Source organism: Methylotetracoccus oryzae (assembly GCF_006175985.1).
In the GTDB taxonomy this organism is placed as follows: Bacteria; Pseudomonadota; Gammaproteobacteria; order Methylococcales; family Methylococcaceae; genus Methylotetracoccus; species Methylotetracoccus oryzae.
On the sequence record NZ_SRSH01000016.1, the window covers coordinates 91,800 to 107,679 of the forward strand.

Consider the following 15,880-nt stretch of genomic DNA (forward strand, 5'->3'; position numbering starts at 1 on the left):
TGGCCCCCGTGTTCGTGAAGCGACAACCACTGCTGTTCATGACGCTCGCGGTACTGCTCGACGGTTGTCATTCCTTCGGCCCTGACGGCCTGAAGGGCACGCACCCGCTGTACAACGAGGCGATCAATGCCAGCATGAACGAGCAGTTCGTGCAGAACCTGGTGCGTTTGCGCTATCGCGACCCGACCTATTTTCTTGATGTCTCGAATGTGGCCGCGACGCTGAAGCTGGAAATGACCGGCGGTCTGGATCAGACGGCTTTCGGGCTCAGCGGCAGCGCGAGCGACATCCTGCAACTCAGCGCCAGCGCCGGCTACTCGACGCAGCCGACCATCTCCTATGCCCCGCTGCAAGGTGAGAGCTTCGTCAAGAGCGTGCTGAGTCCGATCCCGCTGGAAGCCTTGTTCGCGTTGTCGGAGTCCGGCTGGAACCCGCGGCGGGTATTCGGCCTGTGCGTGGAGCGGATCAACGGACTCGAGAACGCGCCCTCCGCGTCCGGTCCGACGCCCGATCTGGCACCCGAGCACGACGGTGGTTTTCGGCGGCTCATGCGCCTGCTGGACGAGGTCCGCGGCCAGCACCTGATCATCCCGCGTCTCGACTCGGAGGGCAAAGAGCCCCGGCTGGAAATCCGGTCCGACGCGAAACACGCCGACGCGATTCGGGAAATCAAACAACTGCTCGGCCTGGATCCGACGCTCGAGAATTACCGCCTCAGCGGCGAATTTCTGCGGCACGACCCGGACACGGTCTCGATCCGCACACGGTCCCTGATGAGCATCTTTTTCCTGCTGTCGCACAGCGTCGATGCGCCCCTGTCCCACAAGTCGGCCGGGCTCGTGACGGTGACGCGCGGCGCGGGCGGAGCGGAATTCGACTGGCGGCACACACTGGGCGGCAAACTGTTCCACATTCGGGAGAGCGAAGACCGACCGGACCTCGCCTTTCTCTCCATTCCGTACCGCGGCCGCTGGTTCTACATCGCCGACAACGATCTCGAATCGAAATCTACGTTCATGCTGCTGACACAGCTATTCCGGCTGCAGGCGGGAGCGGCGAAATCCATTTCACCCGCCTTGACGATTCCACTGCGCTAGATTCAAGCCCTTTCCGGCATCGAGGTTCTTTTATGCTCCAGTTCACCGTACCGCCCAGAGACCGCTACCGCGGCGCAGTGCGCTGGGTGTTGTGCTTATGGCTGTGGGCGTGTTCGCCCGGGATTGTCCACGCAGAGGACGTGTCGGATACCAACAGCTACCCCCTGTCATCCGTGGACACCTCCAGTCCACGGGCAACCCTGCACAGCTTCATCGACTTCATGAACCGCTCGTACGCGGACGGCTACATGGTCGTGCGCGCCTACCTGGCGTCTCCCCGGCTGTTTCCGACTTCGGAGGAAATGGCGACCATCCGCCTGGGTCAAAACATGTTGCGCTTGGCCGAGCGTGCGCTCGATTTCAGCAGCCTGCCGCCGGCCACGGTGACGCAGTCGGCCCATCGACTGACGATGCAGTTGAAGGAGGTCCTGGATCGCATCCCGATTCCACCCCTCGAGGCAGTACCCGATGCCGCCGCGATGGCCAACGCGGAATTCAAGCGTTGGACGCTGCCCGGCACCGAGATTCGTATCACGCGCATCGACACGGGGATCAGAGCCGGCGAATACCTCTTCGGACCGGAGACGGTCACCCGCATTCCCGAGTTCTATCAGCGCATCGAGCATCTGCCCTACAAGCCCGGCAGTTCCGAGGGGCTGTACGGCCTGGCCGCCTACAGCCCAACCGGAGTGGCTCTCGCGCTAGAACCCTGGGTGCCGCCACGTTGGTTTCTCGCCTTACCGCAGTGGGCCCTGTCGCCGTTCCTGGAACAGCCACTGTGGCGCTGGGTAGGGATCGCGGTCGTGCTCGGGATCGCGCTGATGTTTTTTCAACTGTCTTACCGGCTCCGCCGTAGGTGGCGACATAACGGTGGCCGCGGCGCGAACTTGGGCAGCCTGCTGCGCCCGATCACGCTGATGCTGGTAACACCCACCGCAGCCGTGATCCTCGATGAAGTCTTCAAAGTGTCGGGCGTCGTCGGCAAGACCCTCACCCTGTCCTTGTGGACCTTGTTTTTTGTCGGCGCGACCTGGCTCGTCTGGGTGCTCGGGTCCGCCATCGCGGAAGGGGTCATCGCGATCGAACGGCTGAGGACCAGCAGCATCGACAGTCAATTGATTCGATTGGGCCTGCGTTTGCTGACGATCATCGCCGCGATAGCCATCCTGATCGTCGGCGCGGACCAGATCGGTCTACCCGCATACTCGGTCGTGGCCGGGCTCGGGGTCGGTGGCCTGGCTGTCGCACTCGCGGGTCAGCAGACGCTGGCGAATCTGCTCGGCTCGGTGATCATCATGCTGGAAAAGCCGTTCTCCATCGGCCAATGGATCAAAGTCGACGGTGTCGAAGGAACCGTCGAAGACGTTGGCTTCCGCAGCACGCGAATCCGGACGTTCCACGATTCGCTCGTGACGATACCGAGCAGCCAGCTCGTCAGCAGCACGATCGACAACTTCGACCGGCGCCACCGCCGCGAGATCAAGACAGTCCTTGGACTCACCTACGACACGCCGCCCGACAAGCTCGAGGCCTTTGTGCTCGCCGTGCGGGAATTGCTGGCTGCCAACCCCGACGTACGCAAGGACAATATCCAGGTGGCCTTCTACGACTTTGGACCGTCAAGCCTCGATATCCTGGTGAAGTGCCTCTTACGTGCGCCCGACCGGCTGGCCGAACTCGCCGAGCGTGAACGGATCATGCTCGCGATCCTGAATCTGGCGGAGGCCCAAGGTGTCCGTTTCGCGTTCCCTACCCAGACCCTGCACGTCGAAAGCCTGCCGTGCAAAGAGCACCTGACCCCACCGGCTTGAGCGGGCAGAATCAGCGCGCCGCGGGGGGAGCGGGCGCCACCTCATCACCCGGCCCGGGGGCCTGTGTATCGGGCACGGTCTTCGGGGGTTTGAGTCGGTCCAGATCGTGGCGCATGAGCCGGTCCCTGGCCAGATCACCGGCGCGGTTTCCCTCGACCACGACATGCTGCGTGAAAACCGAGATCGGGAACAGCATGCTGATTGCCGTGATGACCCCGTCCGAAACGGTATCACGGGTTTGCGCCCGTGCCTCGACCAGGTGTTCCTTGGCGATGATCTCGGACGGCTGTACCGGCCATAACGGCAACGCCCCGTAGAGCAGGTAGAAGTTCTTGTACTCGGTGCGGTAACGAGCGAGCTCATCCTTGGGGAGTAACCGTACCGTCTGGTTGTCGGGCGCCTCCAGTCGCGTCACGAAACAACCGTTCAAGGCCAGCGCGAGTGCCGCCAGCAAGCCAACGCGCTGCAAGTTTCGACTGGACTCGCAAGAAATCAGGCGCATCGTGCTACTCCTTGGGGGTCGGTGTCGCTGCGGCCGTCGGTCCGGGATTTCCCTCGACGACCAGCGTGCGCCGAGGAAATCCGACGGGGCCGCTGAAGAAACTGATGAACCCGTCCGCGAAGGTATTGACCATGCGGATCCGGGCCTCTGTCAGGTGGTAACGTTCGATGATCGTCGCGGCATGGGTCTCGGGCTCGTGGAAGGGTTCGTTCCCCCACCACTTGAACCAGACGACCTGTTCGTCGCGGATCTGCGCCGGCTTCTTGGCCGGCATCAAGTTCACCTGCGCACCGCGGGGCGCATCCAGGTAAATGTCGCCGCAGCCGGACAGTAGCGCCGCGAACACCAGCAGTGCAGCGCTCAACCGGATGCCCGACGAGGCGTGAAATCCCTGGGGTATTCTTGTCATAGCGTCTTGTTCCCTACTCCGGTCACGGGTCTTCGCATCGGCGCGTCCCGCATGAATCGCGATGTTACCCGGCCGGCCGGGTCCTTGGAAAGCGAACGTGAGATCAGCCCCGACGGAGCCAGTCCCCCGATCGCCGACTGTCAAAGGGAGTAGCCATGCCCGGTCCTGCGTACCGTCACTCGCTTGCCTGTGCGTTGCATATAGCCTGTGCACCTGGGCAGAAGGGTGCCTGTGCGCCGCGTGACCGCCGTCGAGCGCCGGCGGGAGCGCTAAACGCGAAGCGCGTTTTGCAGTCTAACGTGCGTAACCGTTTCGCGCGTGCCCCACGCGATGAGGGTCTGCGATGGTATCCAGTCCGGCATACGCTTCGCCCGAAGACTACGCGATCGACACCGGCCTCTATGACTGGTCGGCGCGGGTGTTTCGTGTCATCCGAAAATTCCTGCGTGTCGACATCCAACTGCGCGGTGAAGACCGGCTTGGGCCAGGTGACATTTTTGTTTTCAACCATTTCTCGCGCTTCGAAACCTTCATCCCGCAGTATCTGATCTACGAGGCGACCGGCGCATTGAGTTGTGCCGTTGCCGCTCCGCAATTCTTCCGGGACGACGATCTGCTGTGCCGTTACCTGAGCCGGGTCGGCGTCGTGCCTACCGATCATCCGCGCCTGTTTCCGCTACTCGCCACGCAGGTGTTGAGGGGCCGCAAGGTCGTGATCTTTCCGGAGGGCGGCATGGTCAAGGACCGCCGGGTCGTGGACAGCCGTGGCCACTACCGCATCTATTCGCAGTCGACCGGACGCTACCGCAAACAGCACACCGGGCCGGCCGTTCTGGCCCAGGGTATCGAGGCGTTCAAGGCGGCGATCCGCAGTGCCTACGCGCGGCGGCAGCATGAATTGCTGGCCCGGTGGAGCGAAGACCTGAAGCTCGACGGCATCGGATCCTTGCTGGCGGTCGCGATGAAGCCGACCTCGATCGTGCCCGGGAGCATCACGTTCTATCCGATCCGCTCGTCCGACAACTGGCTGCGGCAGTTGGTCGAGTTGTTCTCGCAGGGTCTGAGTCTGCGGCAGGTCGAGGAGCTGACGATCGAGGGCAACATCCTGCTGCGGGACACCGACATGGACTTGCGTCTCGCGCCGCCGATCGTCGTCGATGACGCCGCGTTCCGCCGACCTGCCTGGCTGGCCGACGTGCCGCGTCAGCCACCCGCCAGCCTCGACGAAGTGTTCGACGGTTTCGAGGCGCCGAGGGGGCTGGTGGCGCGCCTGGTGACACGCCGCTTCAAGGAGTATGCGTCCGTCATCCGCGACCGATACATGGCGGACATCTACCGCTCCACGACGATCAATCTGAGTCACCTGGCGTCGGCACTGATCATGCAGGCGGTCCGCTCGGGACAGACGTCAGTCGAGCGGGGCTGTTTCCTGAAGACCCTGTATGTCGCGATCAAGAACCTGCAGGCCTGCCCCCACATCAATCTGCATCGCAGCCTGCTGAATCCGGAAGACTACGAAGGGCTGCTGCAAGGCCGGGGGGATCGTTTCGAAGGTTTCCTTGCCATGGCCACGACAGCAGGGCTCTTGGCTATGGAGGGCGAGACCCTGCGGTTCTTGCCCAAGGTCGCCGCCGAGCAGGATCGCGACGCGATCCGAATGGAGAATCTGATCGCCGTGTACGCCAACGAGGTGGCCCCGTTGCCGGAAGTCGGTGCCATGCTGGCGGAGATCCGGGAGCAGTGTGATCGGCTCTCGGATCAGGCGCTTGCACGGTGGTGTTTCGATGACGAATGCCGTGCGCTGCAATGGAGCCGGGACCATCGCCCGCAGCCCCGCGATGCCGCGGTGGACGCCGAGGAGACCGCCACTGCCGATGCCACCCCGTTTCTCCGCTTCCCGGAGCGGCCCGGCGATCTCGGAGTCCTGCTGATTCACGGTTTGCTCGCCAGCCCCGCGGAACTCGCCGCTTATGGTGACTACTTGCTGGGGCGCGGCTACACGGTTCTGGGCGTTCGCCTGAAGGGACACGGGACCTCGCCGCGGGACCTCCAGCAGCGCTCCTGGCAAGACTGGTATGCCTCGGTCGAGCGCAATCTGCGTATCTTGAACGCCTTCTGCAGCCGTATTGTCGTGGTTGGGTTCTCGACGGGCGGTGCGCTTGGGCTCCTGCTCGCTGCGCAGTATCCGCAGACGATCAGTGCCGCGGTCGCCGTGGCGGTACCGGTCAAGTTCAGAAACCCGGTGCTGATGCTCGTGCCGCTGGTGGCAGCCGGCAACGAACTGCTCAGCTGGGGCTCGGGTTCGGGCGGGCTGAAGCCATCTGTGGTCAATCCGTCGGAGCATCCCCACATCAATTATCGCCGTGTCCCGATCAGGGCCCTGGCCGAGCTGAGGCGACTCATCGCCGAGTTGGAGCGCACCGCGGCGGCTATCGCCCAGTCGGTGCTGCTGCTCCACGGCGACGCCGATCCGGTCGTGTTGCCCGACAGTGTGGAGCCGTTGCTGGACTGGCTCGGTAGTTCGGATAAACAGGCTGCCTTCGTGCCCGCGGTCCGCCACGGGATACTCATGGAGAACATCGGTGGCGCCTGGCGGATCATCGACGCGTTTCTCGAGGCGCGGGGACTCGTGCCCCCGACACCGCATTGCATGACTGAGCGCTGATCGGCCCGTCGGCCTTTGTGTGGTCTGGTTAAGACTTACACGGAAGCGGGGCCGGAGCGCTGATGTCCCCGGCGGTCACGCCGGGCCCGCGAGTCGACGAAGTCGGATGAAGGCTTGGCTTGACTGTCGTCGGGTAATGCGTAGAGCTGGTCAATCAGCGTTTGGTAACGCGCCAGTATTTTTCCCCGCCGCGCTTTCATCGTGTGGGTTAGCAAGTCGCTTTCCACCGTCCACGGCTCAGTGAGCCAGATGACCTTGCGGACCTGAGCGTACTCCGGGAATCCAGCCAGTCGTCGTGCCAGCCTCGACATCAAGTGGTCCTGCCTCGTCGCGTCCGCCGATCCTGCGGTGGCCGCCGGATCGGCCCGCGCAGCGGATGGCGGCAATGCCGTCTTGGCGAGTACGACCAGCGCCGCCAGACAGGGCTGCCTGTCCCCGAGCACCAGCGCCTGCTCGAACAGGGGATCGGCCGTGATCGCCTGTTCCAGTTGTGCCGCATGCACCTTCTCGCCGGTCGACAGCACGATGATGTCCTTGATTCGGCCCACGATATGTATGCGCCCCTCGACGAGCCGGGCCAGATCGCCGGTATGCAGCCAGCCGTCCTGATCGACGGCGCGAACGCTCGCGTCCGGCTCCTGCCAGTAGCCCTGCATCACGCCTGGGCCCCTCACCAGCAGCTCGCCGTCCGGGCACAGCCTGACCTCGGTACCCGGCAGCGGGCGCCCGACACTGTCCGGGTCGTTGTCGTGGAGCGCGTTGACGCTGACGACCGGTGAGGCTTCGGTCAGGCCGTAGCCCTGGATGATCGGGACGTCCAGGCCGATCAGCGTGCGAGCGGTGTCGGCCGCGAGCGGGGCACCGCCGCACACAACCAGCCGCAACCTGCCGCCGAAGGTCCGTCGGAGGCGGCGCGGGAGCAGTGCCCGCAGCAGCGGCCAGAGTATCGCGCCGGGGGGATACGCTCTCCGGCCCTGTCGGTGTTCGAAGCACGCGTAACCGATGCGGCTGGTCAGCGCCAACAGCCGGCGCCTGACACGGCCGCCGGACCGCAGGGCATCGACCATGCGTTCCAGCACGCGCGGCACGGTCACGACGATCGTCGGGGACAGCGCCTCCATATCCTCTCGGAGTCGGGCGGGGCCACGGCCAAAGGCTACGCAGGCACCGGCCATCAGCGGCAGGTAATAGCCGGCGGTTCGTTCCAGCGTGTGGAACAGCGGCAACAGCGATAGAAACAGATCATCAGGGAAAACCGCTTCGCGCACCAACCCGGCCGCGGCATTCGACAGCAGGTTCCAGTGGCTCAGCATGACCCCTTTGGGCAATCCGGTAGTCCCCGATGTGAACACGATCGTCGCGAGATCGCTCGTGCCACCGTCCGTGATCAGCGGGGGGCAGTGATCCGGCAGTCGCTCGGCGAGCGTCTTGACCGGCAGCGTCTCCGCCGGTGGCGTGCCCACGCATAGCACGGGCGGCAACTGACGCCGCAGTTCCGACAGTTGCATCCATTGCACGGCATTGACCAGCAGCAACCGCCCACCCACACGCTCCACGGCCCAACGGACGAAGTCCCGCGAACTCTTCGGGGGCAGCGGCACCGTGACGAGGCCGATGCCCAGTGCGGCCTGATCGAACAACACCCATTCCAACCCGTTTGGCAGCAGCGTGACGATACGGTCGCCGGCCCGCAAGCCTTCCGCCTTCAGCACGGCCTGGCGTCGCGCAGCCTCCCGGGCCACGCTGTGCCAGTCGATGGCGCGCCACAGGCCGGCGTCATCGTCGAACCACCGGTAGGCGATCGCATCGGGCGTGCGGGCTGCGCGTTCCCGCAGCAGTCCCGTCAGCGTGGCGGCGGTTTGGGCCGGAATCGCGTCGGTAACCACCGCGACACGGGCGTCGAGGGGTGCGGTCATGCTGCGACCGCTCGCGACCGTGCGAGCGCCGGGTGCGGTGCGAAGCGTTCCCCATGCACGGCGGCCAGCCGTTCCAGGGTTTGCCGCACGTCGTACTCGCCGCGTTCCCGCAGGTATTGCATCGGTCCCCCCCGATGCGGAATCACGCCGGCGCCGAAGACCATGCCCGCGTCGATATCGTCGGCGTCGCCGACCAGCCCTTCGCTCAGCACCGCGACGGCCTCGTTGAGCATCGGCAGCACGAGGCGGTCGGTCAGGTCGGCCGGCGGCGATTCGGGACGGGAGTCGCTACGCACGGGCCGGCCGCCGCGGTACCGGTAGAAGCCCTCGCCGCTCTTGAGACCTTTCTTGCCGGCCTCGACCAGCGCCTGCAGTCGGGCAGGGACGCGCGCCGGAAACAGCTCCCGGATCACATCCAGGCATACGTCCAGACCGACGAGGTCGCCCAGCGCCAGCGGCCCCATCGGCATGCCGAAAGCGGTGGCCGCATGGTCGATCAGCGTCGCTGGAATGCCTTCCGACTCGAGTAGCACGGCCTCCATCAGATACGGCAGCAGGCAGCGGTTCACGACGAAGCCGGGGCTGCTCCTGACCGGCAGGGGTAGACGGTCGATGGCCAGCACGAAGGCGAGCGCGCGCCGGTGGACGTCCTCGCGGGTCTGTTCGCCCGAGACCACCTCGATCAGCCGCACACGGCTGACCGGGTTGAAGAAATGCATGCCGACGAGCCGCGAGGGATCCCGCAGCGCCGACCCGATCATCGCCAGCGGGAGCGCCGAGGTGTTGCTGGCGAGCACTGCGTCGGCTTTGAGCCGGCTTTCGACGGCCGCAAACAGGCTGCGTTTCGCTTCAGCATTCTCGACGATCGCCTCGATGACCAGATCGGCGTGGCCGAGTCCGGCCTGGGCCGCATCGGGAATCAGCCGGTCCCAGGCGGCGGTGCGCTCGACTTCCGTCCGCAGCTTTGCCGTGAAGAGTTCGCCGGCCTCGCGGACGGCGCGTCCCAGCGCGGCCGGATTCTGGTCCGACAAGCTGACCGTGTAGCCGCGGAGCGCCGTCCACGCGGCGATGGCAGCGCCCATCGTGCCGGCGCCGATCACGTGCACGTGATGCACCCCGGAAGCACTGCCCTTCGCATAGGCCTTGAGGCGGGCTTCCAGCGTAAACAGCCGCATCAGATTCCGCGCTGTCGGCGTGAACAGCAGGTCGGCCATCGAGTGCGCTTCGGCCGCCAGCGCCGCGATCAAGTCCGCCGGTTCGTGCGCCCAGACATCGATCAGCGCCGCCGGCGCTGGATAGTGCGCCGGATTGGCCCGCGCCGCCGTCTGCCGCTTGATGTATCCGGCCGCGATACCGCGTAGTGGACGCGGCAGGTCGAGCCACGGTTTTCGGTGCGGCCGCGGAGGCCGCAGTGCCAGGTCGAGCGCAGCCCGCCGCCACGCGCGTTCCGGCGCGATGCGGTCGACCAGGCCGAGGCGCAACGCCTCGCGAGCACCGACCAGCCGGCCCGCCAGCATCAGACGCAGTGCCGGCAAGCTGCCGATGAGGCGCGGCAGACGCACGCTGCCCCCGAGACCGGGATGAATGCCGAGGCGCACTTCCGGCAGTCCTAGGCGCGTCCCGGTATCGTCCCGGCCGATTCGGTAGCGACAGGCCAGCGCAAGCTCCAGACCGCCACCCAGGCAGTAGCCGTGGATCATCGCCACCGTCGGGCAACCCAGTCCTTCGAGCCGGGCCAGAATCGCGTCGGCGCGCGCGATCAGTTCCCGCGCCGCTTCCGGGCTCTGCAGGGCGGCGAGTTCGCGTATGTCGGCCCCCGCGACGAATCCGTTAGGCTTGTCCGACAGCAGGATCAGCGCGGTCGGCGGCGCGTCGCGCAGTGCCGTGAGGATTCCATCGAACTCGGCTAGCACCGGCTGCGACAGCACGTTCGTGCCGGAGCCGGCCTGATTCAGATGCAGCCACGCCACGTTGTGTGTATCGCGTTCGATCTGCCAGTTCATGTTCCACCTCCGCGTGCCGTGCGGCGACGGACGGTTGTCCGGGGCATTCCCGCGGCTTTCGGGCTGTTCAAACTCGTCCGCTCGATCAGCATTGCTCCCCCCTGGCCCCCGCCGATGCACAGCGCCGCGATGCCACGCCGGGCATCGTTGCGGCGCAGCACGTCGAGCAGATGCAGCACGATGCGTGCGCCACTCGCGCCGACCGGGTGGCCCAACGCGATCGCGCCGCCGTCGACATTGAGCCGGTCGGCTGGGATTTCGCCGAATGGCGCGGGGAGGCCCAGCACGTCGCGGCAGTAGTCGGGATCGCGCCAGGCGGCCAGAACTGCCAGGATCTGGGCCGCGAAGGCTTCGTTGATTTCCCAGAAATCGATGTCCTGCGGCGTGAGCCCGTGCGCGGTCAGCAAGGGCGGTACCGCATGGACCGGCCCCAGTCCCATCTCGGCCGGGGAGACACCGGCCCAACGGCAGTCGACGAGGCGGCCGAGGACCGGCAGTCCGTAGCGTTCGACGGCCGCGTTCGATGCCAGCAACAGCCACGCCGCGCCGTCGGTGACCTGCGCGCTGTTGCCGGCCGACACGAGACCGTAAGCCTCGAAAGCCGGCTTCAGCGCGGCCAGACGGGCCGCATCCGTGTCGCGGCGCAGTCCATCGTCCTGCGTGTAGGCGTTCCCTGCCGCGTCGTAGATCGTCTGCACCTCGACTAGGCGGTGTTCGTCCTGCGCGGCGGCCAGCCGCCGGTGACTCGCGAGTGCCAGCGCGTCCATCGCCTCGCGGGTGATGCCGAAGCGGAAGGCCAGGTTCTCGGCCGTCTGGCCCATCGAAAGCCCCGTGACCGGGTCGGTCAGGCCGCGCGGCAGCGCGAACGTCGGCTGCAGCATGACCCATCGGAACTGCGGCAGCAGGCGTATGCGGCGCCAGCCCCGGGTCTGCCGCCAGCGTCCCAGCCAGGCCAGCAGATTGCGGCCTGCGGACACGGGGGCCTGACTCATCGCTTCGACACCACCGGCCAGCACGAGGTCGGCCTGTCCGGACGCGATGCGCTGCCGCGCGGCGTCCAGTGCCTGCAGGCCGGACCCGCAGTTCCGGCCCACGGTCCATGCGGTGACGCTGTTGCCGCAGCCCAGGCGCAGGGATACGACGCGCGCGATGTTGGCTTCGGCCGGACTGGGCATCACACAGCCGAGGATCACTTCGTCGAGCGCTGCGGCCGGAAAGGATTGGCGCAGCAACAGCGGTTTCCCGGCCGCTACGGCCAGATCGGCGGCGGTGAAGGGGCCAGGGACGCCGCGGGCCTTGATGAAAGGCGTCCGGGCCCCGTCGATTGCGTATACCGGGGTGTCGTGCCCAGTCTGTCGTGGCGTTTCGATTCCAGCGGCCATCACGCCTCCTGGCCGAGATCCGGCGGAAAGTCGTCGACGCGCTCGGCTTCACGGGCAGCCCGGGAAGCCTGTTCGATCAATACGGCGTCAGCGGGTGTCAGGATGGAACTCGCGACCGCCTGCGCCACATTGTCGGCGCGGTCCAGCCGCCCCTCGTGCACGGCTCGTTGCAGCCGTTGCTCAGCGTCCTGCACCGCCATGCTGGCGGCAAACGCGCGTTCCAGCACCGCTAACGCGTCTCCCGCGCCGTTTGGCCGGTAGATGCCGCAAGTCAGTCGTTCGCGCAGCGGTCCGGGGTTCGTCAGCAGGCCGGCCAACTGCAGCGTCAGGCGATCGGCGGGTTCGGCGCAGCGGCGTCCGAACGGGAGAATCAGCAGGCGCAGCAGCATGGCCGCGCCGCGGTGCGGCAGATTGGCGATCACGCCGTCCAGTGCCGCTTCAGTCTGCGCCAGACAGTGCCGGCAGCACCAGTCGACGAGCGGGCGCTCGGCTTCCGGTCGCCCGGCGTCCTCGAAGCGCTTCAGCACGCAGGCGGCCAGGAACAGGTGCGTGAACGCGTCGGCCAGGCGCCCGGACAGCATTTCACGCCGCTTCAGCGTGCCTTTCAGCGTCAGCAGGGCGACTTCCGAGGCCAGCGCGAAGCCGGCGCTGAGCCGGTTGATCGAGCGGTAGTGCGCCCGCGCCGGCCCGGGCGGCATCCATCCGAACCGGCCCGCACCGAGCACGCGTCCGAGGGTCCCGAGCACGTAGCGCAGATGCGCGCCGAGCGCGGCAGCAAAGGCTGTCTCGCCGGCCTCTTCGCGGGTAGTCGCGGCGGCATCCATCTCCGCTAGCAGGTGAGGGTGGCAACGGACCGAGCCCTGGCCGAAGACGATGAGCCCACGGGTCAGGATGTTCGCGCCCTCGACCGTGATCGCGATCGGCACGGCTTCGTACAAGCGGCCCAGCAGATTCCGGGGTCCCAGCATGATGCCCTTGCCGGCCAGTACATCCATCGCGTCGTTGACGACGACGCGCATCCGCTCGGTCAGATTCTGCTTCAGCATCGCCGATACGACGGCCGAATGTTCGCCCCGGCCATTCGCCGTGGCGGTGACATGCCGAGCGGCTTCAGCCAGCCAGACATTGCCGGCGATGCGGCCCAGGCGTTCGGCGACGCCTTCGAAGCGGGCGATCGGGTGATGGAACTGGTGGCGCACGGCGGCGTAACTGCCGGCCGTCAACGCACAGAGCTTGCCGGCGCCCACGGCCAGCGCGGGCAGCGAGATCGCCCGTCCGCCGGCCAGCGTTTCCATCAACATCAACCAGCCGCGTCCGGCGTAGTCGGGGCCACCGATGATCTGCTCGACCGGGATGAACACATTCCGGCCGCGGGTGGGGCCATTCTGAAACACCTGGTCGAGCGGCAGATGTCGTCGTCCGATCTCGACGCCAGGAGTATCGGCCGGCACCAAGGCCAGCGTGATGCCCTCCGCATCGCCCAGCAACCGGTCGGGATCCCGAAGCTGAAAGGCGAGCCCCAACACGGTCGCGACCGGTCCCAGCGTGATGTAGCGTTTGTCCCAGTTCAACAGGATGCCCAGCCGTCCGTCGCGCCGGCAGACGATGCCGGTGTCGGGGATCGCCGAGGCATCCGAGCCGGCAGTAGGGCCCGTCAGCGCGAAGCAGGGAATCTCCCGCCCGCTGGCCAGTCGCGGCAGCCAATGGCGCTGCTGCGCGTCGGTACCGTAGCGCAGCAGCAGCTTCGCCGGACCGATGGAGTTCGGTACCATCGCGGTGACGGCGGCCGACAGCGAGCGCGAGGCGATCTTGACCACGACCGCTGACTGGGCCAGTGGCGAGAATTCGCGTCCGCCGTAGGCCTTCGGGATCGCGAGCCCAAAGAACCCCTGTTCTTTCATCAGCCGCCAGACTGGCGGGGGCAGGTCATGGAGATTCCGGGTAACGGCCCAGTCGTCGACGAGTCCGCACAAGGTCTCGACGGGCCCTTCGAGGAAGGCCTGTTCTTCCGCGGTCAGCGTTCCAGCGGGCTCTGCCAGCCACGCCCGCCAATCCGGACGGCCCTGAAACAGCAGGGCTTCCCAGCCGACGCTTCCGGCCTGCAGCGCCTCGCGCTCGGTTGCGGACAGGGACGGCATACCGCGACGCACCGTCGCCAGCCAGGGGCGCACGAAGATCCGGGACAGCAACGAGCCATGCGGTTTGGGGGCTACACGGGAGTTGACGCGCGGCCTGTGGATGGCGGCCATGGACTGCACCTCGGGCGCAGTGATTGGATACTCACAGTAATTGGACTATTCCCAATTTGGTTTGTTCTGCTGATGGCCGAAACGGGGGGGCGCTTGAATTTCAGCTGGGTGGAAAGGCAGCGGGCGATCGACGTCAGTGCGACGCGGTGTGCCGAGGTGCTTATCATCGGCGGCGGGGTGGTCGGATGCAGCCTGGCGACGCATGCCGCGCTGCTCGGTCTGGACTGTGTGCTGGTCGAGCGGGACGATTTCGCGGCCGGGGCGAGCAGCCACTCGACGGGCCTGGCCCATGCCGGGTTGCGCTATCTCGCCCAGGGACGGATTGGCTATGTGCTCCGGGAGGCACGGGAACGACTGCAGCTCGAGCGTCTGGCGCCGCATTGCGTGCGGCCGTTTCCGTTCCTGTTTCCGGTCTATCGGGACGATGCGTACAGTTTGCAGCAGGTGCGCTGGGGCACGGCCGTGTATCAGGCGCTGTATCGGCTCGCCGCCCTCGGAACCGGTGCGGGTATCGCGCGCGGAATGCGCATTCTGGATCGCGACGAGGTGCTGCAGCGGGTGCCGACGCTCGCGTCAGACGGTCTGCAGGGCGCAGCGGAATACTTCGTCGACGCGCGCCTGGACGATGCGCGCTTCACACTCGGCTTCGCGCAGCGCGCGGCCGAACTCGGTGCCCGGATGATCACGCGGGCGACCGTGGTTTCGTTCGATGAACCCGGTCGAGGCCCGGCGTGCGTGCATGTGCGCGACGGGATGACCGGGCAGCCGTTTTCGCTCCGGGCGCGTCTGATCGTCAACGCGGCCGGCGCGTGGATCGATCAGATTCGGGCACTGGCCGGCCTGAAACAGCCCCTGTTGCGGAACAGTAGCGGCATCCATTTGATCGTCGATCGTCTGGCGGACGATCCGCTGATCTTCTCGACCCGCGTTCCGGGCCAGGTGTTCTTCGTATTGCCGTTCGGCCGCCGGTCGCTGATCGGCACCACCGACACGCCGCAGCCGGGCCCGCCGGATGCCGTTCGGCCGGGCACCGCGGAGGTCCGTCAACTGATCGGCGAATTATCCCGCCGCTTTCCCGCCACTTCATCGACAGACGGTTCGGACGCGCGGGCCCGGCGCGACTATCTGGCCGCTCACGGACACGGCCTGCGCTGGGGCATCAGGCCGCTGCTCCGGGCCGACGGGTCGACCCTCCACGCCTCGCGCGCGCATCGCCTCGTTAAGGACTCGGCCTGGCTGTGGTCGCTGCCGGGCGTCAAGTTGACCGCGGGACGGCAGGCCGGGGAGCAGGCCGCGCGTGCGGCCTGGCAGGCGCTGCGAGCGGGCACGCCGCCGGCGCGGCAGCTGTCCGCTCTGCCCGGCGGCGACTTCGCGGACATGCCGACGCTGCTGGCCGAGGCCATGCAACGGCACGGCACCTGGCCACACGATCAGTTGGTCCACCTGACCGGTCGTTACGGAGCAGCGTATGCAGACGTGGTCCGCTGGGCTGATGCAGAACCGCAAGGCCGCGAGCGGGTCCTTCCGGATGAGCCTTGGATCCACGCCGAGGCCGCGTACGCGGTGCATCAGGAGATGGCGCTGTCTCTCAACGATTTCCTGTGGCGCCGAACACGCTGGGCAGAGTTGCGCGACTTGCCCGATCCGGTCGTCGACCGCATTGCCGCCGTTCTCGGGCGACACCTGCAGTGGTCGCCGGCAACGTGCGTGGCGGAGGTTGAAGCCTTCCGCGCGGAACGCTCGCTCCGCGCGGCGCCATTGAGCGCCATCAGCGGAGGCGCAGCGCCTCGGGTGGCAACCTAGGAACCATCCGAACGACGGCCATTCGGGTTTTGTTCGGAGCCGT

10 protein-coding genes are annotated in these 15,880 nt (G+C 66.7%); 4 read left to right on the forward strand and 6 right to left on the reverse strand.

Annotation, left to right across the window (positions count from 1 at the left end; all coding sequences use genetic code 11):
- Positions 1-14 precede the first annotated feature (14 nt).
- Both BWR02_RS15770 and BWR02_RS15775 read left to right on the forward strand, forming a co-directional pair.
- A complete protein-coding gene (locus BWR02_RS15770; RefSeq protein WP_139558885.1) occupies positions 15-1,097 on the forward strand; it encodes a hypothetical protein in 1,083 nt (360 codons plus the stop codon).
- Positions 1,098-1,129: 32 nt separating this feature from the next.
- Positions 1,130-2,908 (forward strand): mechanosensitive ion channel family protein, encoded by a 1,779-nt coding sequence (locus tag BWR02_RS15775; RefSeq protein ID WP_139558886.1) that lies wholly within the window; start codon positions 1,130-1,132, stop codon positions 2,906-2,908.
- Positions 2,909-2,918: 10 nt separating this feature from the next.
- Here the strand turns inward: BWR02_RS15775 and BWR02_RS15780 are convergent, their stop codons facing one another.
- Together BWR02_RS15780 and BWR02_RS15785 are read right to left on the reverse strand one after the other, a co-directional pair.
- Positions 2,919-3,410 (reverse strand): hypothetical protein, encoded by a 492-nt coding sequence (locus BWR02_RS15780; RefSeq protein ID WP_139558887.1) that lies wholly within the window; start codon positions 3,408-3,410, stop codon positions 2,919-2,921.
- A 4-nt stretch (positions 3,411-3,414) separates the two neighbouring features.
- Positions 3,415-3,819 carry a hypothetical protein gene (locus BWR02_RS15785; protein ID WP_129883849.1) on the reverse strand — a complete coding sequence of 135 codons (405 nt, stop codon included), beginning with the start codon at positions 3,817-3,819 and terminating at the stop codon, positions 3,415-3,417.
- A 343-nt stretch (positions 3,820-4,162) separates the two neighbouring features.
- Here BWR02_RS15785 and BWR02_RS15790 point away from each other — a divergent pair, with 343 nt between their 5' ends.
- Positions 4,163-6,484, forward strand: a complete 2,322-nt coding sequence (locus tag BWR02_RS15790) for an alpha/beta fold hydrolase (protein WP_139558888.1) — start codon at positions 4,163-4,165, stop codon at positions 6,482-6,484.
- A gap of 35 nt (positions 6,485-6,519) precedes the next feature.
- Here the strand turns inward: BWR02_RS15790 and BWR02_RS15795 are convergent, their stop codons facing one another.
- From BWR02_RS15795 to BWR02_RS15810, 4 genes are read right to left on the reverse strand one after another with little or no spacing between them, the layout of a single operon-like run.
- On the reverse strand, positions 6,520-8,400 hold the full coding sequence (locus BWR02_RS15795; protein ID WP_139558889.1) for an AMP-dependent synthetase/ligase: 1,881 nt from the start codon (positions 8,398-8,400) through the stop codon (positions 6,520-6,522).
- Positions 8,397-10,403, reverse strand: a complete 2,007-nt coding sequence (locus BWR02_RS15800) for a 3-hydroxyacyl-CoA dehydrogenase NAD-binding domain-containing protein (RefSeq protein WP_139558890.1) — start codon at positions 10,401-10,403, stop codon at positions 8,397-8,399. The genes BWR02_RS15795 and BWR02_RS15800 overlap by 4 nt, the downstream gene beginning before the upstream one ends.
- Positions 10,400-11,785 carry an acetyl-CoA C-acetyltransferase gene (locus BWR02_RS15805; RefSeq protein ID WP_139558891.1) on the reverse strand — a complete coding sequence of 462 codons (1,386 nt, stop codon included), beginning with the start codon at positions 11,783-11,785 and terminating at the stop codon, positions 10,400-10,402. Before BWR02_RS15805 ends, BWR02_RS15800 begins: the two co-directional genes overlap by 4 nt.
- Positions 11,785-14,034, reverse strand: coding sequence for an acyl-CoA dehydrogenase (locus BWR02_RS15810; RefSeq protein ID WP_139558892.1), 2,250 nt, complete (start codon positions 14,032-14,034; stop codon positions 11,785-11,787). The genes BWR02_RS15805 and BWR02_RS15810 overlap by 1 nt, the downstream gene beginning before the upstream one ends.
- 93 nt (positions 14,035-14,127) lie before the next feature.
- Between BWR02_RS15810 and BWR02_RS15815 the strand changes: the two genes are divergently transcribed.
- Positions 14,128-15,837, forward strand: coding sequence for a glycerol-3-phosphate dehydrogenase/oxidase (locus BWR02_RS15815; RefSeq protein ID WP_162560190.1), 1,710 nt, complete (start codon positions 14,128-14,130; stop codon positions 15,835-15,837).
- Positions 15,838-15,880 lie beyond the last annotated feature (43 nt).

Excerpts from the sequence above, each read along its gene's own strand:
- BWR02_RS15810 (WP_139558892.1), bottom strand. The coding sequence starts at position 14,034 with ATGGCCGCCATCCACAGGCCGCGCGTCAACTCCCGTGTAGCCCCCAAA.
- BWR02_RS15805 (WP_139558891.1), bottom strand. The coding sequence starts at position 11,785 with ATGGCCGCTGGAATCGAAACGCCACGACAGACTGGGCACGACACCCCG.
- BWR02_RS15800 (WP_139558890.1), bottom strand. The coding sequence starts at position 10,403 with ATGAACTGGCAGATCGAACGCGATACACACAACGTGGCGTGGCTGCAT.
- BWR02_RS15790 (WP_139558888.1), top strand. The coding sequence starts at position 4,163 with ATGGTATCCAGTCCGGCATACGCTTCGCCCGAAGACTACGCGATCGAC.
- BWR02_RS15780 (WP_139558887.1), bottom strand. The coding sequence starts at position 3,410 with ATGCGCCTGATTTCTTGCGAGTCCAGTCGAAACTTGCAGCGCGTTGGC.
- BWR02_RS15795 (WP_139558889.1), bottom strand. The coding sequence starts at position 8,400 with ATGACCGCACCCCTCGACGCCCGTGTCGCGGTGGTTACCGACGCGATT.
- BWR02_RS15775 (WP_139558886.1), top strand. The coding sequence starts at position 1,130 with ATGCTCCAGTTCACCGTACCGCCCAGAGACCGCTACCGCGGCGCAGTG.
- BWR02_RS15785 (WP_129883849.1), bottom strand. The coding sequence starts at position 3,819 with ATGACAAGAATACCCCAGGGATTTCACGCCTCGTCGGGCATCCGGTTG.